Genomic DNA, 25,596 nt, shown 5'->3' on the forward strand with positions numbered 1-25,596 from the left:
CGCGGCTCGGGGGCAAACCCCAAGATTCTAGGCCGCGGCCAGACCCGCGACCCGGGCGAGCCGCCGGTAGGAGTCGAGGAGCCCGTCGCGGTCGTACGTACTGGTCGTGACCAGCACTTCCTGCGCGCCGCTCTCCTTGAGCAGTACTTCCAGCTCCTCGGCCACCTGCTCCTCCGTGCCATGGATGTGGCCCTGGAGCCCGGATGCGTAGAACCCGCGCTCCTTCTCCGTCATCGTCATCGCCGGTGACTCGACGCGCTCGGCCGGGGGCAGCGGCGGGAAGGTGCCGTGCGTGCGCGAGTACGCCATGGACCAGGCTTCCGGTATCAGCAGGCGGCGGGCCGCTTCGGGTGTCTCGGCGACGGCGATGGTGCCCGAGACGACGACGTACGGCTCGCTCGACCAGACGGAGGGCCGGAACGACGATCGGTAGTGGTCGATGCCGCGGAGCATCTTCTCGCGGCTCCGGATGTCGCCGATGACCATGGGAAGCCCGGCCTGCGCGGCGATGGTGGCGCCCTCGCCGATGGCCAGGACGTACGGCGGGACGGTCAGGCCCTCGGCGGGGCGGGCATGCGCGCCGGTGTCGGACGTGCCGCGGAACCAGCCGAGGAGCTCGGTGAGCTGCGCGGCGAAGTCCTCGGCGTTGTGCTTGTCCCGCCCCAGCGCCTTGCGCACCCCGTCGGTGAAGCCGACCGAGCGGCCGAGCCCCATGTCGATGCGCCCGGGAAAGAGCGCTTCGAGCACCCCGAACTGCTCGGCGACGATGAGCGGTTGATGGTTCGGCAGCATCACACCGCCGGTGCCGACCCGGATGGTGCGCGTCGCCGCCGCGACGGCCGCCGCGAGCACGGTCGGCGCCGAACCGGCCACACCCGGCACGCCGTGATGCTCGGACACCCAGAGACGGTGGTACCCGAGCCCTTCGAGCTCCTTGGCGAGACGCACGGTGTCGCGCAGGGCCTCGGGGCCGTCGTGCCCCTCACGGGTGCGGGATCGGTCGAGGACGGAGAACCGGGTTGCTTCGATCACTGAGCTCACGGAAGGTTCAACGCCTGAGCGCCGCCAGGATTCCCGCCGGGCGCGGGGTGCGGGGAGAGCGGCCGTTCGAAGAAGGTCTCAAGGGCCACCGTGGCCTGCGTGCCGCTGACGCCGTCGATGGCGTAGAGGCGGCGCAGGACGTCCTGTAGCTGCTCAGTGGTGGCGGTCCGCACTTTCACCAGTACCGAGGCGCTGCCGGCGATGACGTGTGCCTCCAGGATTTCGGGGAGTGCGGCGAAGTCCTGTGCCGAATCGCCCATCCACGAGGTCGAGTCGACCATCACGTACGCGAGGACGGCACCGCCCACCGCGGCCGGGTCCACCTCGACCGTGGTGCGTCGGATGACACCGCGCTCCCGGAGCTTGCGTACCCGTTCATGAGCGGCGCCGGCGGACAGGCCGACGGCTTGTCCCAATGCGGCGTAGGGCTGGGTGGCGTCCTGCTGGAGCTCGGCCAGCAGGACGCGATCGATGTGATCCACAACTCTCCATTCGGATACCTGTTGCATCGACCGTATCTCATCCTGCAATCTCAGCCCTGAGCCGAATGAGATTCGCACAAGTGATGCTTCTAGGAGAGGGAGGACCTCATGAGCAGCGAGGGCCCTGGGCTGTACGAGATGCTCGACGACCGGTTCCGATCCGGGCGGTGCATGAACGGTGACAGCGACCTCGAGGTCCTGTACTCCGGTTGCCGTTGGGCCGAGGGGCCGATCTACCTGCCCGCCTGGCGGCAGTTGATCTGGAGCGACATACCCAACGACCGGATGCTTCGCTGGGACGAGGAGACCGGCGCGGTCAGCGTCTTCCGCCGCTCGGCCGGGCACACCAACGGCAACACCCTCGACGGCGAGGGCCGGTTGATCACCTGCGAGCAGGGCAACCGCCGGGTCACCCGGACCGAGCACGACGGGACGGTCACGGTGCTGGCCGACCGTTGGCAGGGCAAGCGGCTGAACAGCCCGAACGACGCGGCGGTGAAGTCCGACGGCTCCATCTGGTTCTCCGACCCGGACTTCGGCATCACCAGCGACTACGAGGGCTACCGGGCCGAGAGCGAGATCGGCGCCAACAACGTCTACCGGATCGATCCGGACACCGGCGAAGTGCGGCTCGTCGCCGATGGTTTCGGTGCCCCGAACGGTCTGGTCTTCTCGGCCGACGAGCGGCAGCTGTTCGTCTCCGACACCCGGGCAGGTTTCATCCGGGTCTTCGACGTCACCGCGGACGGCACCCTGTCCGACGGCAAGGTCTTCGCCGAAGCCGCAGCTCGTGAAGGCGCCCGCTTCGACAACCTGCGCTTCGACGACGGCGGTCGGCTCTGGGCAGCCGCGATGGATGACGGCGTGCACTGTTATGACCCCGACGGCACACTGATCGGCCGTCTCAACGTGCCGGAAACCGTCGCCAACATCTCCTGGGGCGGCGCCAAGCGCAACCGCCTGTTCATCACCGCCGAAACCACCCTCTACTCGGTGGTCATGGGAGTCACCGGCACCCACCCGGCCGGACCCGGGCGTCACCCCTGGTTGAAGGCAGGGCCTCGGTGAGCATTGCCTAGGCTGTGCGCGTGACGGAAGACAGCAGGCCACTGGCCGTATTCGATCTGGACGGCACCCTCGCGGACACCGCGCACCGGCAGCGGTTCCTGGAGCGCAAGCCGCGCGACTGGGGCGCCTTTTTCGCCGCCGCCCCGGAGGATCCGCCGCTTGCGGAGGGTGTGGCGCTGGCCCTGGAGAGCGCTCAGGAGTGTGAGGTCGTCTATCTGACGGGCAGGCCGGAGCGGTGCCGCAAGGACACCGTGGCGTGGCTCGCGGCGCAGGGGCTGCCCGAGGGGCGGATCTGGATGCGGCGCAACGACGACCGGCGGCCCGCGCGCCGCGCCAAACTGGAGATTCTCCAGAAGATCGCGCAGAAGCGTGCGGTGCGCGTGCTCGTGGACGACGACGAGCTGGTGTGCGACGAGGCCGAGCGGGCGGGCTTCAAGGTCGTACGGGCACGCTGGGCGAGCACGTCCGCCGCGCTCAAGGACGCCCAGGAGCGGGAGGGGCGGACGTGACCGGCTGACGGGCGTGCCCCGCAGGCCTCAGGCGCTGTCGCCGTCCTCAAGGCGGAATCCGACCTTCAGGCCCACCTGGTAGTGCTCGATCTGCCCGTTCTCGATATGGCCGCGCACCTGGGTGACCTCGAACCAGTCCAGGGAGCGCAGGGTCTGCGAGGCGCGGTCGATGCCGTTGCGGATCGCCTGGTCGACGCCCTCGTGCGAGGTGCCGACGATCTCGGTGACCCGGTAGGTGTGGTCGGACATGAGGGTGTTCCTCTCCTCCGTGCGGTGGCGTCACAGCGGTGGGGTGACGTCACTCCACCGTGCCCCACCACGCGGCGGTGCGCGAGGCGGTGGGCGCGGGATGTTCGGCGGCCGCGCCCAGGGCGAGCCGGGAGGCGACGCGGTAGCGGTCGCCGCGGTAGAGGGAGCGCACATACTCGACGGGGCGGCCCTCGGTGTCCGTGGTGATCCGGTCGAAGAGCAGCGCGGGGGAGAGCTCGGGCACGCCGAGCAGCCGCGCCTCGGCCTCCGTGACCACCGTCGGTTCGATGGACTGCACGGCGTGGGCGGGACGGATGTGCCGGACCTCGCGGAGATGGGCGTAGAAACCGGACTCCATCTGCTCGGGGGTGAGCCCCGGTGTCAGCGCGGCCGGAATGTGCAGATGCTCCAGAGCGATGGGTTCGCCGTCGACGAGGCGCAGCCGTGCCACGTACACGATCTCGGCGGCGGGGGAGACGCGCAGCTTGCGGCCGGTCCGTGCCCCGGCCCGGACGGTGCTGAACTCCACCACCCGGCTCGACCAGCCGCCCGGAGCCTGCGGTGCGGTGAGCGGGCGGCTCGCCGAGATCAGCTCCTGGGTGACCTTGGCGGGTGCCACGAACATCCCGCGCCCGTGTTCGCGTACGAGAAGTCCCGAGGTCACAAGGTCGTCGACGGCAGCCCGCAGAGTCGGCCGCGATACACCGAGGTCGGCGCAGAGTGTGCGCTCGGAGGGGATCGCGTCGCCGGGCCGGCGGGTCTCGATCAGGTCGAGCAGGACCTCGCGCACGCGCTCGCGCTTGAGCATGCCGCCGGGGGCGGTTCTTTGGTAGTCCATCGATGCCGTCCCGTTCCGGCGGAGGGGTGGGTCGTGTCCACAACTCCCGCCCGCGCCAAGGGACTTGACGCCCCCATTGGTCTATGCCACCTTCAGTCCTCGCGAGTGGTCACCTTACCAATTGGTCAAGCCCGCGTCGTGTCGTTGTGCCGCACCTCCCCCCCCACGCCGGGAGCGGTGAGCGCCCCCGGCATTCCGAAAGGAACCAGGTCGATGAACCGACACCGCTTCAGAGTGACCTCCCGGCCGCTGACAACCGTCGCGGTCGCGACGGCGATCGCAGCCGCCGCCGGCCTCGGCCTGGCGGGGCCCGCCGCGCTGCCCGCCTCCGCGGCCCCGGACGACACCGCTCCGGACGGCACCGCCCCGGCGGCCGCCGCCGCGACGCTCTTCGACGACTTCGACTACGCCGGTCACACCGACCCGAAGATCTCCGAGCACGGCTGGAGCATCCGTTCCAACGCGGGCGGCCCCGGCGTGCCCGGCGCCACCTGGGCGCCCGAGAACATCACCTTCCGCGCCGCGGACGGCAACTCCGTGATGAACCTGGAGACTTCGACCGCCGGCACGGGGGAGTCGACGAAGCAGACCGAGATTCTCACCAAGGCGGTCAAGTTCAAGAACGGCACCTACGCGGCCCGCGTGAAATACGCCGACGTACCGAAGTCCGGCCCCGACGGGGACCATCTCGTCCAGGCGTTCTTCTCCATCAACGACCTCAAGTCCCCGATGGCCGACGACTACTCCGAGTACGACTTCGAGTATCTGCCCAACGGGGGCTGGGGCGAGCCCGCCGACATCCTCTACGCCACCTCCTGGGAGACCTTCAATCCCGAGCCGTGGGAAGCCGTCAACCAGCACACCGAGGTGCGGCAGAGCTACGAGGGCTGGCACGACGTCGTGTTCACCATCGACGACAGCGCCATCAAGTACTACGTCGACGGGCAGCTGTTCGGCACACACGATGCCAAGTACCTGCCGGAACGGCCCATGTCGATCAACTTCAATCAGTGGCTCATCGACCTCGCGGGACAGTCGAGCACCACACCCCGCGCCTACGACCAGCAGGTCGACTACGTCCTGCACGTCAAGGACGAGGTCCTGACGCCGGACCAGGTGAAGGAGCGGGTCGGCGCCTATCGCGGCGCGGGCACGACGTTCGAGGACACGGTCCCCGGCGGCTGATTCGGCCGATCCCGGTGCCGTGACCCCCTTGACCGACCCATTGGTACAGACCAAAATCCAGCCATACCCGTTCGAGCCTGGAGCTCACCCCCACGTCGGGCCGACCTTCCCCTGTCCGCAGGCAGAAAGTGACCGACGTGAAACCGCTCCGCCGCACCGCCATGTCCCTGTCCCTCGTCCTCGCCGCCACCGCTCTGCTCCCCGGATGCGGCGTCCTGCCCGGCGGGGACGAGGAGCAGCGGACCATCACCGTGTGGTTCATGAAGGACAGCGCTTCGGCGGAGTTCATCAAGCGGTTCACCGAGGACTTCGAGCAGCAGCACGGCGACATCGACCTGGAGATACGCATCCAGGAATGGACCGGCATCGGTGACAAGGTCAAGGCCGCGCTCAAGGCCGAGGACGGCCCGGACGTGATCGAGGTCGGCAACACGCAGGTCGCTCAGTACGTCGACGAGGGCGGGCTCCATGACCTCACCCTGGAGTCCGCGCGCGATCTCGGCATGAAGGACTGGCTGCCGGGTCTGGCCGAGCCGGGGCGGTACAACGGCAGCCAGTACGGCGTGCCCTGGTACGCCGCCAACCGCGTCGTCATCTACAACAAGGACCTCTTCGCGCAGGCCGGGATCGAGCAGCCGCCGAAGACGCGGGCGCAGTGGCTCACGGATACGCAGCGGCTCAACTCCGGGGGAAATCAGGGGATCTACCTGGCGGGCCAGGACTGGTACACCCTGTCGGGGTTCATCTGGGACGAGGGCGGTGACCTGGCCAAGGAGACGAACGGGGTGTGGCGGGGCAGCCTGCACTCGCCCGCGGCGCTGCGGGGCATGGAGTTCTACCGGCAGCTCCAGGCGCTGGGTTCGGGCCCCCGAGACGCGGACGAGGAGCATCCGCCGCAGGCCGGGGTGTTCGCTCGGGGTGACGTGGCGCAGATCGTCGCCGTGCCGGGGACGGTGCGGGCGATCGAGGAGAAGAATCCGAAGCTGATGGGGAAGCTCGGCTACTTCCCCATCCCCGGGAAGACGGCGGGCAGGCCGGGGGCCGTCTTCACCGGTGGGTCCGATCTCGTGGTGCGCGGCAAGACCGGCGACCGCAAGGGTGCGGTCGCCGTGATCGAGGCGCTCGCCGGGAAGAAGTGGCAGACGGAGCTTGCCCGGACCATGAATTACGTGCCGAACAAGACGACGCTGGCCTCTGCCGTGTCGGATGAGCCGGGGGTCGCGGCGATGGCCGCGGGGGCGGCGCGGGGTCGGGCGACTCCGGCCTCCCCGAAGTGGGCCGCCGTGGAGGCGGACAATCCCATCAAGGCGTACATGTCGAAGGTGCTGGGCGGGGGTGAGGCGGCGGTGGAGGCGGGGCTGGCGTCCCGCCGGATCACCAGGGCGCTGGACGTGAGCGGGCCGTGAGGAGTCTCTTTCCCCAACCCCGCCCCTTCCCGAAACGGGGGGCTCCGCCCCCGGAACCCCGTTCTAGACCGCCGCTTCGCGGCGGATCTTTCCCGCCCACCCACCCGATTGCCCCGCAGCGGCCCCAGCCTGGCGACGCGCCGTCGTCGGCCGCGCCGCCGTTGCGCCGCTTCGCGGCGAGTCTCCCACCCACCCGCCCGAATCCCAGCAGCTGCCCACCCACCCCAACATCTCAGCCCGTCCGGCGTTTGAGGACGAACTCGCCGAAGGCGGTGATCTGCGGCCACCTCGCGGCTGGCGCAGCCGGAAAGTTTCGGGAAGGGGTGGGGTTGGGGAAAGGAAATGCCCTTACCCCGCCACACTCAACGACAACGCGAAGCGGCCCCTCTCATCCGTCCACCAATGCGTCAGCTTCAGGTCCGCCGCGGACAGTTCCGCCCGCACCCCGTCCTCCCGGAACTTCGCCGAGACCTCCGTCCGCATCTCCTCGTGCCGCTCGAAGTCGACCGCCAGGTCGAGCGCCGGGATCTTCACCGTCTGCGTGGCCCGCGACCGCAGCCGCATCTCGATCCACTCGTGCTCGCGGTCCCAGACGGCGACGTGCGAGAACGCGTCGGGGTCGAAGTCGGCGCCCAGTTCGCGGTTGATGACGGTCAGGACGTTCTTGTTGAAGGCAGCCGTGACGCCCGCCCCGTCGTCGTACGCGGAGACGAGCACCGACTCGTCCTTCACCAGGTCCGTGCCGAGCAGCAGCGCGTCACCGGGGGAGAGCAGGGCACGTACCGACGTGAGGAAGGCGGCGCGTTCGGCCGGTAGCAGATTGCCGATGGTGCCGCCGAGGAAGGCCACCAGACGCGGGCCCGGCGTGCCGGGCAGGGCGAGGCCGCGGGTGAAGTCGGCGATCAGGGCGTGTACGTCGAGAGCAGGGCGCGAGGCGAGGAGCGTGTTCGCGGCGCCGGTCAGCGCGCTCTCGCTGACGTCCACGGGGACGTACGTGTGCAGCGAGGGCAGCGCGTCGATGAGGTGGCGGGTCTTCTCCGACGAGCCCGAGCCCAGCTCGATGAGGGTGCGCGCGTCCGTCACGGCGGCGATCTCCGCGGCGCGTGTCTGCAGGATCTCCCGCTCGGCGCGTGTCGGGTAGTACTCGGGGAGCGTGGTGATCTCGTCGAACAGGGCGCTGCCGCGTGCGTCGTAGAACCACTTGGGCGGCAGCGTCTTGGGCGTACGGGTGAGGCCTTGCAGGACGTCGGCGCGCAGGGCGGCGTCGGTGGCGTCCTCGGGCAGGGTGCGGGTCAGCAGGAACGGGCTCACTCGGTGGGCTCCTTGAGCGGGGTCAGCAGAACATCGGTACGGCTCGCGGCGAGCAGCGTGCGGTCGGGGACCTGACGCCAGTGCGGATCGTCGTCGTAGGGCTCGGAGGCCACGACGGTGCGGCGGCCCGGTTCGGTGAGGTACCAGAGGGTGTCGCCCCAGGCGGTCGCGGCGATCGTCTCGCCGTTGGTGAGGAGGAGGTTGAGGCGTGATCCGGGGGCCGCCTCGGCGACCTCGACGACGGTGTCCGCGAGGGCCTGTCCCTCGTCGTCACCGCCGCGCAGCCGGTGCAGGACGAGCGCCCACACCAGCGCGGAATCGCAGCGCGCCTCCATCGAGAGCAGTTCGGCGGGCGGCAGGCCCGAGGTGAGCGGGGCGAGGGACCGCGGCCAGCCCGCCACCGCGCCGTTGTGGCTGAACAGCCAGGCCCCGGCGGCGAACGGCGCCGCCGCCGCTTCCCCGTCGGCACCCGCCACGGTCGCGTCCCGCACCGCGGCGAGCAGGGCACCGGACCGTACGACCCGGGCGAGGTCCGCGAAGGACCGGTCGCCCCAGATCGGACCGGCACGGCGGTAGCGGGCGGGCTCGGGATCGCCTTCGGCGTACCAACCCACCCCGAATCCATCGGCGTTGACCGTGCCGTAGCGCTGCTGCCGGGGCGCCCACGACTGGCGGAACAGGCTGTGTTCGGGCTCCACCAGGAGCTTGCCGAGCGGCTCCTGGGGGCCCAGGTAGGCGAGGTGACGGCACATCAGACGGCCTCCGCCGGGCCGCCGGGCCCGGTCCCCGCCGGACCCGCGTCACGTGCCGTGCGGAATCCGGAGAAGATCTGCCGCCGCACCGGATGGTCCCAGTTGCGGAACGTGCCCCGGCAGGCCACCTCGTCCACGGAGAACGCGCCGCCCCGCAGCACCTTGTAGTCACCGCCGAAGAACACGTCCGAGTACTCGCGGTAGGGGAAGGCGGCGAAGCCCGGGTAGGGCAGGAAGTCGCTCGACGTCCACTCCCACACGTCGCCGATCAACTGGCGTACGCCGAGCGGCGATTCACCGGCCGGATAGCTGCCCGCCGGAGCCGGCCGCAGATGGCGCTGGCCCAGGTTGGCGCGCTCGGGCGTGGGGTCCGCGTCACCCCACGGGTAGCGCATGGACCGTCCTGACGCCGGGTCGTGCCGGGCGGCCTTCTCCCACTCCACCTCGCTGGGCAGCCGCCGGCCCGCCCAGCGGGCGTACGCGTCCGCCTCGTACCAACTGACGTGCAGGACCGGCTCGTTCGGCGGCACGGCCTCCACCGTCCCGAAGTGGCGGCGCAGCCACTGCCCGGCGTCGCGGCGCCAGAACAGCGGCGCCGAGAGCTTGTTGCCCCGGACCATGTCCCAGCCCGCGGGAGCCCACCAGCGCTCGTCCGTGTAGCCGCCGTCGGCGATGAAGCGCTGGAACTCGGCGTTGGTCACCGGCGTCGTGTCGATGAAGAACGGCGGGACGAGACGGTGGTGCGCCGGACGTTCGTTGTCCAGCGCCCACGGTTCGGTGGACGTGCCCATCGTGAACGGGCCGCCGGGGACGAGGACTTCGGAAGGACCGGTGAACGGCGGCGCGGGAGCGGGGTCGGGAGCGGTGAGCGCCGTCGGCCCCGAGCGCAGCTGATGGGTGATCAGCATCGTCTCGTCGTGCTGCTGTTCATGCTGCGCGATCATGCCGAACGCGAAGCCCGCGTCGGTCAGCGGCGAACCGCGGAACGGCGTGCTCTCCAGGACGTCAAGGGCGCGCCCGCGCACCTCGGCCGCGTAACGGCGGGCCTCGGCGGGGGCGAGCAGCGGCAGGGTCGGCCGTTCGGCGCGGGGATGCTCGAAGGCGTCGTACAGACCGTCGATCTCCGGCCGCATGGCGTCACGGCCTGCCACCGCCCGCAGCAGCCACAGCTCCTCCTGGTTGCCGATGTGCGCGAGGTCCCAGACCAGCGGCGACATCAACGGCGAGTGCTGCGCGGTCAGTTCGGGGTCCTCGACACAGGTGGTCAGGAGCGAGGTGCGGTCCCGGGCGGCGAGCAGCGCCGCCAGGGCGCGCTCCCGAAGGGAATCGGGGTCGCTGACGGTTCCGGTCATCGGAGGCTGCCCTTCTCGTGCTCGTTCTCGGGAACGGGCTCATGGTCACGGTCGTGTGTCTGCGCACGGTGCCGGTCGAGCACGTCGTCGGCCGGGCAGCGGCCCCGGGCGACATAACGCTCGGTGTACGCGGCCACCGCGTCCCGCACCGCCGTGCTGGCGCCCATCCGGGGCAGCGCGTCGACGGCGGCGGCGAAACAGGCCGCCGCGGCCTCGCGCAGCTCGGGATCGGCGAGCCCATGCCGGGCGGCGTCCAGATACAGCGGGCTGCGCGGCGCCGCGGGGGCACCGGGCGGGCAGGCGCGCTCGGCCAGCGGCTTGACCGTGCGGTACGCGGTCTCGGCGGCCTGCGGATCGTCGAACAGCGCGCTCGTCACGGCGAGCGGCACGATCCAGCCGTCATCGCCCGGCTGGGCGTCCACCATCCGCAGCTCCAGGTGGCCGCGGGGGCGTACGGGCGGGAAGAGGGTGGTCAGGTGGTGGTCGAGGTCTTCACGAGTGGGCGGGCGCGGTGTGCCCGAACGCGCCCAGGCGCGGAAGGTCAGCCCTTCCGGGACGGCCCAGTCGACGTCGTCCCGCTGCGCCCTGACGAACATCACCGGCGCGTCCAGGGCGTGCCGTGTCCAGGCCGCCCGCGGCTCCGCGTCCATCGGCGGCGCGGCGGACGTCCCCGGGTCGATGGCGGCCCACACGGCCTGCCGGGTGGACCGCCAGCCGGTGGCACGGCCGTCCTGGAGCGGCGAGTTGGCGAACGCGGCGACGAGTACGGCGCCAAGGAGATGCGCGAACCGCCAGCGCCGCCCGTAGCCGAGCGGTCCCGGCTCCTCGTGCCCCGCGTCCAGGCAGATCTGCACGGACGCGGTGGAGCACATCATGCGCCGCCCAGCGGGGCCCGCGCGGTCGAGATAGCACTCCATGGCGTCATAGCGCGGACGGTGCAGGATGCGGTGAGGCGGGCGCCATGGATCGGCGCCGATGCCGGTGAGGGCCAGATTCAGGGATTCCAGTCGGTCGCGTACGACGGACAGATCGGCCGACACGGCCGATACGCACTCCATGAGCGAGGCGGCGGGGAGCGAGCTGAGCTCTAGCTGGCCACCTGGTTCGACGGTGATCTGGGAGTTCAGGGGCAGGGCCCGCAGTGCGGCGTAGGCCGCTTCGAGGCGGGCGGTGGACACGGGCGTTCGGAGCCGGTGCGGCTCGTGGATCAGCCATTCCAGTTCGACACCGGTGGCGCGAGGTGGTCCGGTCTTGAAGCAGATGCCGCTGACCAGCGCCTCCGCCTCGGCCTCGGATACCGCGGTGCCGTACTTCGCGCGGTACGTCGTACAGTCGCCCTCGGGCATGCAGGGGTCCTCCTGTTCACAGTTCCGCCTGGTCAGGCGGTTGCGGACCACCCCGGTCAACTCGATGTGGGGTGGACCGAGTTGGTCTTGAGCCGGAACGCTCCGTCCTACCCAAGACCTTGTCGGCCGTTCGCACAAGAGTGCCCCTGGGGTCGAGTCGACGCCAGGGAATTCTGTTGCGGCGGACGATGCGAACCGCTCACCATGCGTTCATGTACGAGTCGGGGGACAGGGCGGGGGAGCGGGTATGAGTGCCCGCCTGCGCGGGATCGCGCAGCAGACCGAGGAGATCGTCGCGGCGGGCCGGTATGTCTCTGCCGGTGGCCGCGACGTGGTGATCGCGCATGCGGTGGACGCCGCGCGCTCCGGCACGCGGATGTTCGGACCCGCCGCGGTGCGCGTGACGCTGCCCGAGCCGAGCTCCACGGTAGTCGAGGTCACAGCGGAGAGCAGCTTGGAGGCGGCGCACAGGCTCGCCACCAGGGAAGACACCCCGGTGGCCGTCCTGAACTTCTCCTCCGCGCGCAATCCCGGCGGCGGCTATCTGAACGGGGCCCAGGCCCAGGAGGAGGCGCTGTGCCGCGCCTCCGCGCTGTACACGTGCGTGCGGTCGGCCCGGGAGTTCTACGACTACCACCGGGCCCACCGCGACCCGTTCTACAGCGACCGCGTCATCCACTCCCCGGCCGTCCCGGTCTTCCGCGACGACCGCGGACGGCTGCTCGACGAGGCGTACACCGTGGGCTTCCTGACGTCGGCGGCGCCGAACGCGGGAGTCGTCGGACGGCAGACACCTGAGCGTGCGGGGCAGCTGCCCGACGCCCTGCTCGGCCGCGCCGAGCGGGTCCTGGAGACCGCGCTGGCCTGCGGCTACCGGCGGCTTGTGCTCGGCGCGTGGGGCTGCGGGGTCTTCCAGAACGACCCGGTGGACGTGGCGGACGCCTTCCGCGTCCAGCTCGACGAGGGCGGCTGGTTCCACGGGGCCTTCGAGCACATCGTCTTCGGGGTGCTCGACCGCACGCGCGGCGCGGTGACGCGGTCCGCCTTCGAGCGGGCGTTCGCGGACATGGCGGATCAGCGCCGGCCGTAGCGAGCGGTTCAACGTCGGCCGTAGCGGCTCAAGCGCCGGCCCTAGTGGCTCAGCGCCAGCCGTACCGCTCCTGGAGCCGCCGCACGACCAGGTTGAACCGCATCCGGTCGATGGCGCACGCCTCGCGACGCATGCCCTTCTCGTGCACCCGGAGCACCCGGTCGATGTCGACCCAGGAATCGCGGCCCGTACGGTCCCACGGCCCGCTGCCGATCGGCACCCTTCCCCAAGCTCTCGGCTTCGCTCGAGCAGGGGAGACCCCACCCCGGTCGCCGCCATGCCGCTTGCTGGAAAGCTGCACGGCGAGCAGCGTGCCCCGGTCCTCGCGGGCGACGACGAGGACGGGGCGATCCTTGCCGCGCCCGTCGTTCTCCTCGTAGGGGACCCACGTCCACACGATCTCGCCGGGGTCGGGGTCGCCGTCATGGGCCGGCGCGTACGTCGCCTGCACCCGCCCCACCTCGGCGGGCTCGACCTCGGTGGTCGCGGTGCGGCCCGTGCGGCCCGGGTTCGCGGACATCTGCGGTTCTTCGGTGTCGGCAGTCACGCGGGCCACCGTAGAGCCTGTCTGGCCCAACCCGCAGGGCGGGTCCGCCCGATGAACCGCAGGCTCGGTCCATGGCGCCACCTCGACACCTCCACCGCGCGCGGCTCATCGCCGTCCTCGCCCTGTGCGGCACGGCACTTGCCGCGACGGTCCCGCCACCGCCCGCCCCCGCCGCCCCCATCGCGCCCCCGCCGCGCACCGTCTCCGCGTGGCTGCCCTACTGGGAGCAGGAAGTCGCGTACCAGGACGCCTTGCGCCACGCCGCCCAACTGCACACCGTCAGCCCCTTCTGGTACCGCACACAGCCGGCCGGGGACGTGGTGGGCTACACCGGCGCGGGGGAGCGCCGCGTCATCGACGGACTCCACAAGGCGGGCATCAAGGTCGTGCCGACCGTCATGGAGAGGATGGAGCGCGGCGAGCTCGCCTCCGTCGTCACCGACAAGAACCGCCGCGCGCGGCACATCGACGCGCTGCTCCGTGTCGTCCGCAGCCGCTCGTACGACGGGCTCGACCTGGACTACGAGAGCATCGCGGCCACCGGGGACGCCGACTACAGGAAGGTGGGTTCCGGGTACGCGACGCTGGTCACCGACCTGTGCGCCCGGCTGCACGCCTTGAGCAAGCAGTGCGTGGTCACCGTCTCGCCCAAGACACGGATCAGCGGCCGCGTCTGGGACTACCGCCGACTGGGCGCCGCCGCCGACCGGTTGCGCATCATGGCGTACGACCAGCACTGGGCGGAGGGATCGCCCGGACCGCTCTCCTCGCCCGCCTGGTACGAGGAGATCCTGCGCCGCGCCACCGCCGAAGTCCCCGCCCGCAAGCTGGAGATGGGCCTGCCCGGCTACGGCTGGGACTGGGGCGTGGGCAGCGGCGACCGAGCCCGGCACGTCACCTGGAAAGAGGCGGAGGCCCTGCGCCGCAGGGTCGGCGCGCCCTACCGCCTCGATCCCGCGTCGAGCACGCCGCACTTCACGTACGACGACGGTGACGAGCGCCGCACCGTCTGGTACCAGGACGCGCGCGGCACGGCCGCCCATCTGCCGGTCCTGCGGAAGTACGGCGTACGCCACACCGTCCTGTGGGCCCTCGGCTTCGAGGACCCGGCGCTGTGGCCCACGCTGGCGAAGGGTTAGGCCGCCGTCTCGGCCACGGCCGGCCACTGCTCGTACCAGCGCTGGTCCGCCTCCAACTGCGCGGCCAGCGAGATCAGAAGCGGCTCGCTGCCCGCCGGGCCGAGCAGCTGCGCGCCCACCGGAAGCCCGTCGCCCACCCGCCCGGCGGGCACGTTGACGCCCGGCCAGCCCAGGACGTTCCACGTCCAGGCGTAGGGGCAGGCGGCGATCATCGCCTGGTCGGTGCGCCAACCGCTCAGCTTCGCCAGGGTGCCGATGCGGGGCGGGGGAGTGGCGGTGGTGGGTGTGATGACCACGTCGTACGTCGAGAAGACCGCGCCGACGCGGCGGTGCAGGGCGGCCTCGGCGCGCCGGGCGAGGCGCAGCGGCGCACCGCCGAGCAGGCGGCCGAGGCGGGCGGCCTCCTTGGTGCGCGGGTCGAGCAGCCGGGGGTCGGGGACCTCGCGGACCCAGTCGGTGATGCCCGCCGTGGCGCGCGGCACGAAGTCGAGGCCGATCTGTCCGTAGCGCGGGTCGGCCTCCTCGACGTCGTGCCCGAGCGCGGCCAGCCGGTCCGCGAGGACGATGACCTTGCGCCGCACCACCGGATCGAGCCGCTTGGGCGTCGCGGTGAACGGCATGCGCAGCGAGAGCGCGATCCGCAGGCGGCCCGGCTCACGCGTGGCCGCATCGACGGCGCTGATGGCGGGCGGCTTGTGCAGGTCGCCCTCGTGGTTGCCGCTCGCCGCATCCAAGAGCAGCGCCGCGTCGGCGACGGTCCTGGCGAGCGGGCCGTTGACGGTGATTCCGTTGAAGGCCTCCGGCCACGGCCAGGTCGAGATCCGGCCGCGCTGCGGTTTGATCCCCACGAGGTGCGTCCAGGCGGCCGGGATGCGCACCGAGCCCGCCCCGTCCGAGCCGAGCGCGGCAGGGACGAGCCCGGCGGCGACCGCGGCCGCCGAACCGCCCGACGACCCGCCGGGGGTGTGGCCGGTGTGCCAGGGATTGCGGGTGTCGCCGAAGCCGGGCCCTTCGGTGAACGGCCACTGGCCCAGCTCGCAGGTGTTGGTCTTGCCTACGATCACCGCGCCGGCCGCCCGCAGTCGGCGCACCGACTCCGCGTCCTCCTTCTTCGGAGGGAAGTCACCGCGGCAGCCGAACGCGGTCGGCTCACCCGCGATGTCGGTGTCGTCCTTCACGGCGAGCGGCACGCCGAGGAGCGGCGGAAGACCGGGACCGCCCGCCGCCAACTCCCGGTCGGCGGCGTCCGCTTCGGCCAGCGCGGCCTCGGCGCGGACCAGCTTGAAGGCGTTGAGCACCGGCTGGGACGCCTCGATCCGGGCCAGCGTCCGCTCGGTCAGCGCACGCGAGGTCACTTCTCCGGCGGCCAGCGCACGGGCGGTCCGCTCCAGGCCGTCGGCACGGTCGGCAGTCATGTGGGGGCACCTTTGATCGGTGGGCAGGTGAACGCACGCTACCGGCCGGTAGGTCAACGCGGAACGAGAGCAGGGAAGTTCACGCCGCGCACGCCACCGCCAAGCGCCCGATGTCCGCCCACAGCGCCCGGACGCCCGCCTGGGGGCGCCCCGGCACGGTCTGGAAAGATGAGCGGCGTCATGGTGCAGATACCTAATCAGCAGCCCACGCAGCAGCCCACGCAGCAATCCGTGCCGAACTCGGTGCCGAACTCGGCGTCGACCTCAGTGCCGAGCTCCGTGCCGACAAGCGCCGACGTCGCGCGTCTTGCGGGAGTCTCGCGCGCGACCGTCTCGTACGTCCTCAACAACACCAGCGCCGTCCGCATCAGCGAACCCACCCGCCGCCGCGTCCACGCGGCCGCCAAGGAACTGGGATACGTCCCGCACGCCGCGGCCCGCAGCCTGCGCGCGGGGCACACCCGAGTCGTCCTGATGCCGACGCCGCAGATCCCGGCGGGCCCGCTGTTCAGCGAGTTCTTCAACGAACTGCAGTGGGCGCTCAGCCGATTCGACTACACCGTCGTGCAGTACGGCAGCCTCGGCCTGACCGGCGAGGACGCGGCCCGCGCCTGGGCGGAGCTGCGCCCCGTCGCGGTCCTCGCGCCCGACGCGTCGGCGCTCGGGGCGCGCGGTGTGAGCGTCCTGAAGCGGTCGGGCGCCAAGGCCGTCTTCACGCTCGGCCCGCAGCGCGCCGAGGGCGCGCACGCCCTGCTCATGGACCAGCGCCTGGTGGGCAGGTGCGCCGCCACGCACCTCCTGGAGCGCGGCAGCCGGCACATCGGCGTCGTGGTCCCCGAGGAGCGGGGCCTCGAACCCTTCTCACGGCCGCGCGTCGAAGGCATCCGCCGCGCGCTGCACGGCACGGACGCCACGCTCACCGAGCTGCCCCTCGCCTACACGGAGGATGCGGCGGCCCGGCTCGCGGCGGGCTGGCGCGAGCTGGGGATCGACGGAGTGTTCACGTACAACGACGAGTACGCGATGCTGCTGATGCGGGCGCTCCAGGACGAGGGGGTCGCCGTGCCCGACGAGACGGCGCTCATCGGCTCCGACGACCTGATGCTCGGCAGGCTCCTGCGGCCCCGGCTCAGCACGGTCCGCATCGAGCTGCCGTCAGGACAGAAACTCGCGGAGCTGGTCGACCGGGTCGTGCGTGACCCCGGCATGGAACCCGAGGTGCACGACGTGCTCGGCGCGACGGCAGTGCACCGCGAGTCCAGCTGACCTGCCGCGAAGCCTCTACAAAGCTTCGCTCACTGCTCTTGCCCCTTTGCCTGCTCCTCGGCGACGGACTTGCGGACCTCGTCCATGTCCAGCTTCCTGGCCTGCCCGATGACGTCCACAAGGGCCGCCTCGGGGAGCGCGCCGGGCTGCGCGAACACGGCCACCTGGTCACGGACGATCATCAGCGTGGGAATCGACTGGATGCCGAAGGCCTGCGCAAGCTCGGGCTGTGCCTCCGTGTCGACCTTCCCGAAGACCAGGTCGGGGTTGGCCTCGGCGGCCTTCTCGTAGACGGGCGCGAACGACCGGCACGGACCGCACCAGGACGCCCAGAAGTCGATCAGGACAAATTCGTTGTCCGTGACCATCTGGTCGAAGTTCTCCTTGGTGAGCTCCACAGTCGTGCTGCTCATGGTTAGTTCCCTCTTCCTGGTATCGGGTGAAGCCGCCTTGCACAACGGCCCCGGCCGTATGCGTATTCCATCCGCGCACCGGTGCCGCTCCGCGCGCGTACCCATGTGGCCACGTCGCACACCTGGCACCACACTGGCTTCCATGACGGAATCGAAGGCGTACGACGTAGTGGTCCTGGGCGCTGGTCCCGTGGGGGAGAACGTCGCGGACCGGGTCCGTGCCGCGGGTCTGAGCGTGGCGGTGGTGGAGAGCGAACTCGTCGGGGGCGAATGCTCGTACTGGGCCTGCATGCCGAGCAAGGCGCTGCTGCGGCCCGTGATCGCCCGCTCGGACGCGCGCAAGGTGCCGGGGCTGCGGCAATCGGTGCAGGGTCCGCTGGACGCGGCGGCGGTCCTCGCGCACCGGGACGACTACGCATCCCACTGGAAGGACGACGGCCAGGTCGGCTGGCTCGACGGCATCGGAGTGGACCTCTACCGCGGCCACGGCCGTATCTCCGGCACCCGCCAGGTGACCGTCACGGACCCCGACGGGCCCCACGAGACGCTCACCGCGCGCCACGCCGTAGCGATCTGCGCCGGCACCCGCGCAGCCCTGCCCGACCTGCCGGGGCTCGCCGATGTGAAGCCCTGGACGAGCCGCGAGGCCACCAGCGCCGACCATGTGCCCGGCCGGCTCGCGGTGGTCGGCGGAGGTGTGGTCGCCGTCGAGATGGCCACGGCCTGGCAGGCACTCGGCGCGCAGGTCACGATGCTCGTACGGGGCGAAGGGCTGCTGCCGCGCATGGAGCCGTTCGCCGGGGAGCTGGTCACCAAGGCGCTCACGGAGGCGGGCGCGCAGATCCGCACCGGTGTCTCCGTCACGGCCGTGCGGCGCGAGAACGGCACGGTCACGGCGACCCTCTCCGACGGCGGCACGGTCGAGGCCGACGAGATCCTCTTCGCCACGGGCCGCGCCCCGCGCACCGATGACCTGGGCCTGGAGACGATCGGCCTGGAGCCGGGCTCATGGCTGCCGGTCGACGAGAGCCTGCGCGTGCAGGGCAGCGACTGGCTCTACGCGGTGGGCGACGCCAACCACCGTGCGCTCCTCACCCACCAGGGCAAGTACCAGGCGCGCATCGCGGGCGCCGCGATCACCGCCCGCGCGCAGGGCGTCCCCCTCCTGGAGACCGACCGCTGGGGCGCCCACTCCGCGACCGCCGACCACGCGGCCGTCCCGCAGGTGGTCTTCACCGACCCCGAGGCGGCGTCGGCGGGCCTCACCCTCGCGGAGGCGGAGTCCGCGGGCCACCGCGTGCGCGCCGTCGACTACGACATCGCGGGGGTGGCGGGCGCAGGCCTCTACGCGGACGGCTACGAGGGCCGCGCCCGCATGATCGTCGACCTGGACCGCGAGATCCTGCTGGGCGTCACGTTCGTGGGCCCCGGCGTCGGCGAGCTCATCCATTCGGCGACGATCGCGATCGCGGGCGAGGTCCCGATCGACCGCCTGTGGCATGCGGTTCCGGCGTATCCGACGGTCAGTGAGGTGTGGCTGCGGTTGTTGGAGACCTATCGCGGGTGACGGGCGCTGTGCTGCCCTGGTGTGTGTGACGCGCCGGGGCGTGTGACGCATCGAGGCCTTCGCTCCCGCGTGCTGCGGGGGCGAGGGCCTCGATGCGGTCAACTAGGCAGCCAGGTCAGCCAGGTCAACTGGCTCAGCCCTTGCGGGTCTTGACCTCTTCGGTGAGGGCGGGGACGACGTCGAAGAGGTCGCCGACCACGCCGTAGTCGACGAGGTCGAAGATCGGGGCCTCGGCGTCCTTGTTGATCGCCACGATCGTCTTCGAGGTCTGCATGCCCGCCCGGTGCTGGATCGCACCGGAAATACCCGAGGCGATGTACAGCTGCGGCGAGACACTCTTGCCGGTCTGGCCGACCTGGTTGGAGTGCGGGTACCAGCCCGCGTCCACCGCGGCACGCGAGGCACCCACCGCCGCACCCAGCGAGTCGGCAAGCGCCTCGATGATGTGGAAGTTCTCGGCGCCGTTGACACCACGGCCACCGGAGACCACGATCGCGGCCTCGGTCAGCTCCGGACGCCCCGTCGCCTCACGCGGCGTCCGCGCGACAACCTTCGTGCCCGTCGCCTGCTCGGAGAACGACACGCTCAGCGCCTCGACCGTGCCGGCGGCCGGGGCGGCCTCCACGGCCGCGCTGTTGGGCTTGACCGTGATGACCGGGGTGCCGGTGGTGATGCGGGACTTGGTGGAGTAGGAGGCGGCGAACGCGGCCTGCGTGGCCACCGGCCCCTCATCGCCCGCCTCGAGGTCGACGGCGTCGGTGATGATGCCGGACTTGATCCGCACCGCCAGACGCGCGGCGATCTCCTTGCCCTCCGCCGAGGACGGCACCAGCACCGCGGCCGGGGACACGGCCGTGTAGGCGGCCTGCAGGGCATCGACCTTCGGCACGACCAGGTAGTCGGCGAACTCCGGCGCATCGGCGGTCAGGACCTTCACCGCGCCGTGCTCGGCAAGCACCGCGGCGGTCTCGGCGGCACCGTTGCCCAGCGCCAGGGCGACGGGCTCGCCGATGCGGCGGGCCAGCGTCAAAAGCTCCAGGGTGGGCTTGCGGACGGCACCGTCCACGTGGTCGACATAGACGAGAACTTCAGCCATGGGACTTCAATCTCCTGCGATTACAAGGGAAGTAGGGCGGGTTGACGGGTTCGGCAGGCCTTAGATGAACTTCTGGCCCGCGAGGAACTCGGCCAGCTGCTTGCCGCCCTCGCCCTCGTCCTTGACGATCGTGCCCGCCGTACGGGCCGGACGCTCGGTCGCGGAGTCCACCGTCGTGAACGCACCCTCCAGACCGACCTGATCGGCCTCCAGGTCCAGATCCGACAGGTCCCAGGACTCGACCGGCTTCTTCTTCGCCGCCATGATCCCCTTGAACGAGGGGTAACGCGCCTCGCCCGACTGGTCGGTCACCGACACCACCGCCGGCAGAGACGCCTCCAGCTGCTCGGATGCGGAGTCGCCGTCCCGGCGGCCGGTGACCACACCGTCCTCGACCTTGACCTCGGACAGCAGCGTCACCTGCGGCACACCAAGACGCTCGGCCAGCAGCGCGGGAATGACACCGGCCGTGCCGTCCGTGGAGGCCATACCGGAGATCACCAGGTCGTAGCCGGCCTTCTCGATCGCCTTGGCAAGCACCAGCGACGTACCGATGATGTCGCTGCCGTGCAGGTCGTCGTCCTCCACGTGGACGGCCTTGTCCGCACCCATCGACAACGCCTTGCGCAGCGCGTCCTTCGCGTCCTCCGGACCCACCGTCAGCACGGTGATCTCCGCATCGTCCGCCTCGTCCGCGATCTGCAGCGCCTGCTCCACCGCGTACTCATCGAGCTCCGACAGCAGACCATCGACATCGTCCCGGTCCACGGTCAAGTCATCGGCGAAGTGCCGGTCGCCAGTGGCGTCGGGCACGTACTTCACGGTGACAACGATCCTCAAGCTCACGCCGGCTCTCCTACCTCAGTGCGGTCCGTGATGCGAGCCTATGGCACTCAGTACCCTCTGTAAAGGTACGTAGTGCCAAAAGGTGCTCTCCGGTGCTAGGTTTCCCGGCATGACTGAGGTGCGCGGACCAGCCAAGAAGGCCCCCATGCGAGAGGTGCTCGTCGAGGCGGCCTTCGAGCTCTTTCTCGAGCGGGGCTTCGAGCGGACCACGGTCGACGACATCGTCGCTCGGGCGGGCGTAGGACGCCGGTCGTTCTTCCGGTACTTCCCGTCGAAGGAGGACGTGGTCTTCCCCGACCACGAGCGCTGCCTTGCCGATATGTCGGCGTTCCTCGAAGATCATGACGACGGCGACGATCCCGTGGGTGCGGTGTGCGACGCGGCCCGTCTCGTGCTGCGCATGTACGCCGCGAACCCCGAGTTCTCCGTGCAGCGTTACCGCCTCACGCGCGAGGTGCCCGGCCTGCGTACGTATGAACTCTCCGTGGTGCGCCGCTACGAGCGCAAGCTCGCCGGATATCTGGAACGGCGCTGTGCGGAGACCCCCGACGGCGCCCTTCGCGCCGAGGTGATCGCGGCCTCCGTGGTCGCCGCGCACAACAACGGCCTGCGCTCCTGGCTGCGTTCGGGGGGCGACGGTGACGCCGAGGCCTCGGTGGACCACGCGCTGGGACTCGTACGGGAGATGTGGGGGAACGCGCAGGCCGGGCGGTCCGCCGGTGGTGCGTCCGAGGACGAGGTGATCGTGATGGTGGCCCCGAAGGGTGCCCCGATGTGGCGGGTCGTGCAGCGCATCGAGTCGGCTTTCGGGGAGGGGCGAGCGGGCGCCGAAGGGGCGTGAGCCCGTTCTTGGCGTCCTTTCGACACTCAGTACCTTTACGTTGCGGCACTCAGTGCCATATGGTGCGCGTGTCGCCGTGACGACGCGGCGTATCCGGGCCGACCGCAGGGGGTCGAAACGTGTCCATAGCAGGAACCGAGTTGCACCAGACCGGACTTGACGAGGATCCCGATCAGCGCGAGTCGACCGGCCTGATCTATCAGCGCTGCCGCTGGTGCCAGACCGCCTCCTTCCGGAAGCTGCTGTGCCCGGTGTGCGCGTCGAGCGACCTGGAGCCGGAACGCAGTGAGGGCTACGGCGTCGTCGTGCGCTCCAATGTCGTGAACCGCTACACGGGCGTGGCACGCAACGAGTCCCTGGTCCGCTTCCCCGAAGGCTTTGTGTTCCGCTGCCGCGTCGTGGGCGCCGCCCCGAACCTGGTCTGGGTCGGGGCACGGGTCCGCCCGGTGACTGGTACGGACCCCGAGGCGGGCGAAGTCGTCTTCGAGCTGTGCGACGCGAGCGGGCGCGCGGACTGGTTCTGAGGGTCCGTCGTGCGCCGTTAGAGTTTCGCCGACTCTCTGACGCATGTCCGCACCCTCTCCGGGCAGCCCCCACCCGCCCACTGGAGTCCCCATGAGTACGTCCGCCGCCACCGCTCCGGTGTTCGTCGGCCCGGAGCAGACCGCCGCCGCCGGGCAGGGACAGATCACCGTCGCGTGGTCGCTGAGCGGGCACGCACGGGACCTCGACGCCAATGTCATCCGGCTCGCGCCCGGCGCGGGCATCGGCGAGCACACGGAGGCCGCGCTGGGCGTCCTCGTGACCGTGCTGCACGGCGAGGGTGAACTCCGTACGCCGGGCGGGTCATGGCCGCTGACGCCCGGTGCCCTGGTGTGGCTTCCGGCCGGCACGACCCGCTCCGTGCAGGCGGCGGACGCGGGCCTCGTCTACACCACCGCCCACCGACGGCGCCCACCCCTCGGCATCAGCCCCGCCCCCGGCTCTGACGCCGGAGAGCCCGCCTGCCTCCTCGACCGCGTCTGCCCCGAGTGCGGCCGCCTCGCCGCGGAGCGCGACGCCCGTTACTGCGCACGCTGCGGGACGGCCCTGGGCGAGTAGCGGCTCAGCAGTCCCCGTCGGCGCTCGTCACCGCGAACTTGTAGCTCGGCATGGTCACCGTCCCCGCGCCGCCCGCCACGCCCGGGGGTTCGTAGTCGTCGCCCTTGGACCTGGTGCGCTCGACCCGCACGCAGAAGCTCGCGGCCGCGCCGGAGCCGGTCACCGTGTAGCCCGCGCCGGACGCCGTGTTGGCATCGGCGGGTACGGCGTCCACGCCGGTCTGCGGGGAGTCGCCGCCGCCCTGCTCGACGACCTCGTCCTCGATCATGCGCGCGTACTCGTCGTCGAAGCCGCTGTCGTCGCCGTAGATGTCACCGAAGCGGGATGTGCCGTCGAGCGCCGTCGTGGCCTGGCCGACGGCGCTGGTCAGCTCGTCGTCGCTCCACTCCACGTCGTCGGATGCGGTCATGAGCTGAAACGCCATGAAGACCGAGACGCCCGCCATGCCGAAGAGGACGACGCGCCCGACGGTGAAGGCGGCATCGGGCAGTTCGGACGCCGACGGATTGAGGGACCGGCGCCAGCCACGGACGCGGTCCGCCGTGAGCGAGGCCATGGCGGCGAGCGCGGCGGCCAGCACGAAGCTGAACACGACCATCCCTGTCACACCTGACCCCCGCTCTCCGGCGCCCCACAGTACTCAACCGCCACACGGGCAACGCCGGGACGGTCCCGCTCACGCCCCGAGCCCCTCAGCTCCCCGCCTCGGGCCACGCCGAATCCCGCAGCAGGCGCAGCCCGTTGAGCCCCACGATCACCGTGGAGCCCTCGTGGCCGAGTACGCCAAGCGGCAGTGGCAGGGTGCCGATGAGGTCCCAGGCGACCAGGACGGTGATGAACGCGCCGGCGATCACCAGGTTCTGTACGACGAGTCCCCGGGCGCGGCGGGAGAGGGCGATCACCTTGGGCACGGTGGTGAGTTCGTCGCGCACGATGACGGCGTCGGCGGTCTCCAGGGCGAGGTCGGAGCCGGCCCGGCCCATGGCGATGCCGGTGTGGGCGGCGGCGAGGGCGGGTGCGTCGTTGACGCCGTCGCCGATGACCAGGACCTTGCGTCCGTCGCCTGCCGCCGCGCGCACCGCCGCGACCTTGTCCTGGGGGAGCAGCCCGGCGCGTACGTCATCGATGCCGACCTCTGTCGCGAGGCGGGCCGCGGCCTGGGAGTTGTCGCCGGTGAGCAGCATCGGCGGCGTGCCCGTGAGCGTCTCCAGGGAGGCGACGGTCGCTGCGGCGTCCGGGCGGAGCCGGTCTGCGATGCCGATGACGCCCACGGGGGTCCCGTCGCGCAGCACGAGGGCCGCGGTCTGGCCCTCGTCGCCCAACTGGCGTACCCATGCGCCCGCCTTGTCGTGCGCGTCGTCCGTGGCTGCCGCGCCGAGCAGCCGCGCAGGCGCGCCGACCTCGACGGCCGAGCCCTCGACCGTGGCGCTCACGCCGATGCCGGGCGCCGAGGCGAAGTCCGTCACCGCCGGGATGTCCAGGCCGCGCGTGCGGGCGGCGTCGACGACGGCGCGGGCGAGCGGATGTTCGCTGCGGTGCTCGGCGGCCGCCGCGAGCGCGAGCAGGGCGTCGTCGGTCAGGCCGCTGCCGGGCAGCGGGCGCAGGGCGGTCACCCGGGGAGTGCCCTCGGTCAGCGTGCCCGTCTTGTCGATGGCGACCGCGTCGACCTCGCCCAGGCGCTCCATCACGACGGCCGACTTGACCAGGACGCCGTGCCGCCCCGCGTTGGCGATCGCCGAGAGCAGCGGCGGCATGGTGGCGAGCACCACCGCGCACGGCGAGGCCACGATCATGAACGTCATGGCCCGCAGCAGAGCCCCCGTCAGGTCGTCGCCGAGCGCGAGCGGCACCGTGAACACGGCGAGCGTGGCGAGCACCATGCCGAGGGAGTAGCGCTGCTCGACCTTCTCGATGAACAGCTGTGTCGGCGCCTTCGTCTCCGACGCCTCCTCGACCATCGCCACGATCCGCGCGATCACCGAGTCCGACGCGTCGCGCCCCACCCGCACCCGCAGCGCACCCGCCCCGTTCAGCGTCCCCGCGAACACCTCGTCACCGGCCTCCTTGGTGACCGGCAGCGGCTCCCCGGTGATCGTCGCCTGGTCGACGTCGCTGACGCCCTCAAGGACCTCGCCGTCCGCGCCGACCCGCTCACCGGGACGTACGAGCACGACGTCGCCGACCTTCAACTCGCCGCTGCCCACGGTCTCTTCGCCGCCCCCGTCGGTCAGCCGCGTCGCCGTGGCGGGCGCGAGGTCGAGCAGGCTGCGGACCGAGTCGGCGGTGCGGGCGGTGGCCAGGGCCTCCAGGGCGCCCGACGTGGCGAAGATGACGATCAGGAGCGCGCCGTCCATCACCTGCCCGATCGAGGCCGCGCCGACCGCCGCGACGATCATCAGCAGATCCACGTCCAGGGTCTTCTCGCGCAGCGCCCGCAGCCCGGCGAGCGCGGGCTCCCAGCCGCCGGTGACGTACGCGACCGCGTAGAGCGGGCCCCAGAGCCACGTGGCGGCCCCCGTCAGCTGGAGCGGCAGCGCGATCAGGAACGCGACCGTGGCCGCCGCGGCCCAGCGGGCCTCGGCGAGCGCGAGGACCCGGGTGCGCCGGCGCGGAGCCGACGCCGCCGCGGCGGAGGGCGCCTGGTCGGGGCGTGGGATCAGGGTGGTGGGCATGACGAAGTGACCCTTCGCGGGCTGGGGAACGGCGACCTCATCACCGTACAGGAATGAATGAACA

Annotated in this window: 25 protein-coding genes and 1 pseudogene; 11 read left to right on the forward strand and 15 right to left on the reverse strand. The window is 71.4% G+C overall.

Annotated features, from left to right (window positions below; genetic code table 11):
* Positions 1–27: 27 nt before the first annotated feature.
* Positions 28–1,041, reverse strand: a complete 1,014-nt coding sequence (locus tag OG453_RS36255; protein WP_266872786.1) for an LLM class flavin-dependent oxidoreductase — start codon at positions 1,039–1,041, stop codon at positions 28–30.
* Complete coding sequence (locus OG453_RS36260) at positions 1,038–1,523, reverse strand: Lrp/AsnC family transcriptional regulator (RefSeq protein ID WP_266872787.1); 486 nt, start codon at positions 1,521–1,523, stop codon at positions 1,038–1,040. The genes OG453_RS36255 and OG453_RS36260 overlap by 4 nt, the downstream gene beginning before the upstream one ends.
* A gap of 108 nt (positions 1,524–1,631) precedes the next feature.
* Here OG453_RS36260 and OG453_RS36265 point away from each other — a divergent pair, with 108 nt between their 5' ends.
* Both OG453_RS36265 and OG453_RS36270 read left to right on the forward strand, forming a co-directional pair.
* On the forward strand, positions 1,632–2,591 hold the full coding sequence (locus OG453_RS36265; protein ID WP_266872788.1) for an SMP-30/gluconolactonase/LRE family protein: 960 nt from the start codon (positions 1,632–1,634) through the stop codon (positions 2,589–2,591).
* 20 nt (positions 2,592–2,611) lie between these two features.
* On the forward strand, positions 2,612–3,100 hold the full coding sequence (locus tag OG453_RS36270; protein ID WP_266872789.1) for a hypothetical protein: 489 nt from the start codon (positions 2,612–2,614) through the stop codon (positions 3,098–3,100).
* 27 nt (positions 3,101–3,127) lie between these two features.
* On the opposite strand, the gene OG453_RS36275 is transcribed toward OG453_RS36270, so the two are convergent.
* The gene (locus OG453_RS36275; protein WP_266872790.1) at positions 3,128–3,349 is read right to left on the reverse strand and encodes a dodecin; all 222 of its coding nucleotides are present in this window, start codon (positions 3,347–3,349) and stop codon (positions 3,128–3,130) included.
* 49 nt (positions 3,350–3,398) lie between these two features.
* Entirely contained in the window at positions 3,399–4,187 is a 789-nt protein-coding gene (locus OG453_RS36280; RefSeq protein WP_266872791.1) for a GntR family transcriptional regulator, read from the reverse strand.
* A gap of 384 nt (positions 4,188–4,571) precedes the next feature.
* Here OG453_RS36280 and OG453_RS36285 point away from each other — a divergent pair.
* Together OG453_RS36285 and OG453_RS36290 are read left to right on the forward strand one after the other, a co-directional pair.
* Positions 4,572–5,372: pseudogene (locus OG453_RS36285) on the forward strand (glycoside hydrolase family 16 protein); the annotation flags it as partial.
* A 161-nt stretch (positions 5,373–5,533) separates the two neighbouring features.
* Positions 5,534–6,778, forward strand: a complete 1,245-nt coding sequence (locus tag OG453_RS36290; protein ID WP_266873259.1) for an extracellular solute-binding protein — start codon at positions 5,534–5,536, stop codon at positions 6,776–6,778.
* A gap of 348 nt (positions 6,779–7,126) precedes the next feature.
* Here the strand turns inward: OG453_RS36290 and egtD are convergent, their stop codons facing one another.
* From egtD to egtA, 4 genes are read right to left on the reverse strand one after another with little or no spacing between them, the layout of a single operon-like run.
* Complete coding sequence (egtD, locus tag OG453_RS36295; RefSeq protein WP_266872792.1) at positions 7,127–8,089, reverse strand: L-histidine N(alpha)-methyltransferase; 963 nt, start codon at positions 8,087–8,089, stop codon at positions 7,127–7,129.
* Positions 8,086–8,841: an ergothioneine biosynthesis protein EgtC gene (egtC, locus tag OG453_RS36300; RefSeq protein WP_266872793.1), complete on the reverse strand. Its 756-nt coding sequence runs from the start codon at positions 8,839–8,841 to the stop codon at positions 8,086–8,088. Before egtC ends, egtD begins: the two co-directional genes overlap by 4 nt.
* Positions 8,841–10,193, reverse strand: coding sequence for an ergothioneine biosynthesis protein EgtB (gene egtB, locus OG453_RS36305; protein WP_266872794.1), 1,353 nt, complete (start codon positions 10,191–10,193; stop codon positions 8,841–8,843). Before egtB ends, egtC begins: the two co-directional genes overlap by 1 nt.
* Positions 10,190–11,539, reverse strand: a complete 1,350-nt coding sequence (egtA, locus tag OG453_RS36310; RefSeq protein ID WP_266872795.1) for an ergothioneine biosynthesis glutamate--cysteine ligase EgtA — start codon at positions 11,537–11,539, stop codon at positions 10,190–10,192. Before egtA ends, egtB begins: the two co-directional genes overlap by 4 nt.
* Before the next feature lie 247 nt (positions 11,540–11,786).
* On the opposite strand from egtA, the gene OG453_RS36315 reads away from it, so the two are divergent.
* Positions 11,787–12,629, forward strand: a complete 843-nt coding sequence (locus tag OG453_RS36315; RefSeq protein ID WP_266872796.1) for a TIGR02452 family protein — start codon at positions 11,787–11,789, stop codon at positions 12,627–12,629.
* Positions 12,630–12,678: 49 nt separating this feature from the next.
* On the opposite strand, the gene OG453_RS36320 is transcribed toward OG453_RS36315, so the two are convergent.
* Positions 12,679–13,149 (reverse strand): type II toxin-antitoxin system PemK/MazF family toxin, encoded by a 471-nt coding sequence (locus tag OG453_RS36320; protein WP_266873260.1) that lies wholly within the window; start codon positions 13,147–13,149, stop codon positions 12,679–12,681.
* A gap of 98 nt (positions 13,150–13,247) precedes the next feature.
* Between OG453_RS36320 and OG453_RS36325 the strand changes: the two genes are divergently transcribed.
* The gene (locus OG453_RS36325) at positions 13,248–14,315 is read left to right on the forward strand and encodes a glycosyl hydrolase family 18 protein (RefSeq protein WP_266872797.1); all 1,068 of its coding nucleotides are present in this window, start codon (positions 13,248–13,250) and stop codon (positions 14,313–14,315) included.
* Here OG453_RS36325 and OG453_RS36330 read toward each other — a convergent pair.
* Entirely contained in the window at positions 14,312–15,730 is a 1,419-nt protein-coding gene (locus OG453_RS36330) for an amidase (protein WP_266872798.1), read from the reverse strand. The two genes, OG453_RS36325 and OG453_RS36330, sit on opposite strands and share 4 nt — an antisense overlap.
* 180 nt (positions 15,731–15,910) lie before the next feature.
* Here OG453_RS36330 and OG453_RS36335 point away from each other — a divergent pair, with 180 nt between their 5' ends.
* On the forward strand, positions 15,911–16,996 hold the full coding sequence (locus OG453_RS36335) for a LacI family DNA-binding transcriptional regulator (protein WP_266872799.1): 1,086 nt from the start codon (positions 15,911–15,913) through the stop codon (positions 16,994–16,996).
* A gap of 29 nt (positions 16,997–17,025) precedes the next feature.
* On the opposite strand, the gene trxA is transcribed toward OG453_RS36335, so the two are convergent.
* Positions 17,026–17,409: a thioredoxin gene (gene trxA / locus OG453_RS36340; RefSeq protein WP_266872800.1), complete on the reverse strand. Its 384-nt coding sequence runs from the start codon at positions 17,407–17,409 to the stop codon at positions 17,026–17,028.
* Between the two features lie 142 nt (positions 17,410–17,551).
* Here trxA and OG453_RS36345 point away from each other — a divergent pair, with 142 nt between their 5' ends.
* On the forward strand, positions 17,552–18,976 hold the full coding sequence (locus OG453_RS36345; protein WP_266872801.1) for an NAD(P)/FAD-dependent oxidoreductase: 1,425 nt from the start codon (positions 17,552–17,554) through the stop codon (positions 18,974–18,976).
* A 133-nt stretch (positions 18,977–19,109) separates the two neighbouring features.
* Here the strand turns inward: OG453_RS36345 and OG453_RS36350 are convergent, their stop codons facing one another.
* Both OG453_RS36350 and OG453_RS36355 read right to left on the reverse strand, forming a co-directional pair.
* Entirely contained in the window at positions 19,110–20,072 is a 963-nt protein-coding gene (locus OG453_RS36350) for an electron transfer flavoprotein subunit alpha/FixB family protein (protein WP_266872802.1), read from the reverse strand.
* 60 nt (positions 20,073–20,132) lie between these two features.
* Positions 20,133–20,918, reverse strand: coding sequence for an electron transfer flavoprotein subunit beta/FixA family protein (locus tag OG453_RS36355; protein WP_266872803.1), 786 nt, complete (start codon positions 20,916–20,918; stop codon positions 20,133–20,135).
* A gap of 109 nt (positions 20,919–21,027) precedes the next feature.
* Here OG453_RS36355 and OG453_RS36360 point away from each other — a divergent pair, with 109 nt between their 5' ends.
* The 3 genes from OG453_RS36360 to OG453_RS36370 all read left to right on the forward strand — a co-directional run bounded on the left by OG453_RS36360 (position 21,028) and on the right by OG453_RS36370 (position 22,860).
* A complete protein-coding gene (locus OG453_RS36360) occupies positions 21,028–21,759 on the forward strand; it encodes a TetR family transcriptional regulator (protein ID WP_266872804.1) in 732 nt (243 codons plus the stop codon).
* 140 nt (positions 21,760–21,899) lie between these two features.
* Complete coding sequence (locus OG453_RS36365) at positions 21,900–22,283, forward strand: Zn-ribbon domain-containing OB-fold protein (protein ID WP_266873261.1); 384 nt, start codon at positions 21,900–21,902, stop codon at positions 22,281–22,283.
* A gap of 91 nt (positions 22,284–22,374) precedes the next feature.
* Positions 22,375–22,860 (forward strand): hypothetical protein, encoded by a 486-nt coding sequence (locus OG453_RS36370; RefSeq protein WP_266872805.1) that lies wholly within the window; start codon positions 22,375–22,377, stop codon positions 22,858–22,860.
* A 4-nt stretch (positions 22,861–22,864) separates the two neighbouring features.
* Here OG453_RS36370 and OG453_RS36375 read toward each other — a convergent pair whose 3' ends face one another.
* Entirely contained in the window at positions 22,865–23,458 is a 594-nt protein-coding gene (locus tag OG453_RS36375) for a hypothetical protein (RefSeq protein WP_266872806.1), read from the reverse strand.
* 94 nt (positions 23,459–23,552) lie between these two features.
* Positions 23,553–25,532 carry a heavy metal translocating P-type ATPase gene (locus OG453_RS36380; protein WP_266872807.1) on the reverse strand — a complete coding sequence of 660 codons (1,980 nt, stop codon included), beginning with the start codon at positions 25,530–25,532 and terminating at the stop codon, positions 23,553–23,555.
* Positions 25,533–25,596 lie beyond the last annotated feature (64 nt).

Origin of the sequence: Streptomyces sp. NBC_01381, assembly GCF_026340305.1 — a bacterium.
Taxonomy (GTDB): Bacteria; Actinomycetota; Actinomycetes; order Streptomycetales; family Streptomycetaceae; genus Streptomyces.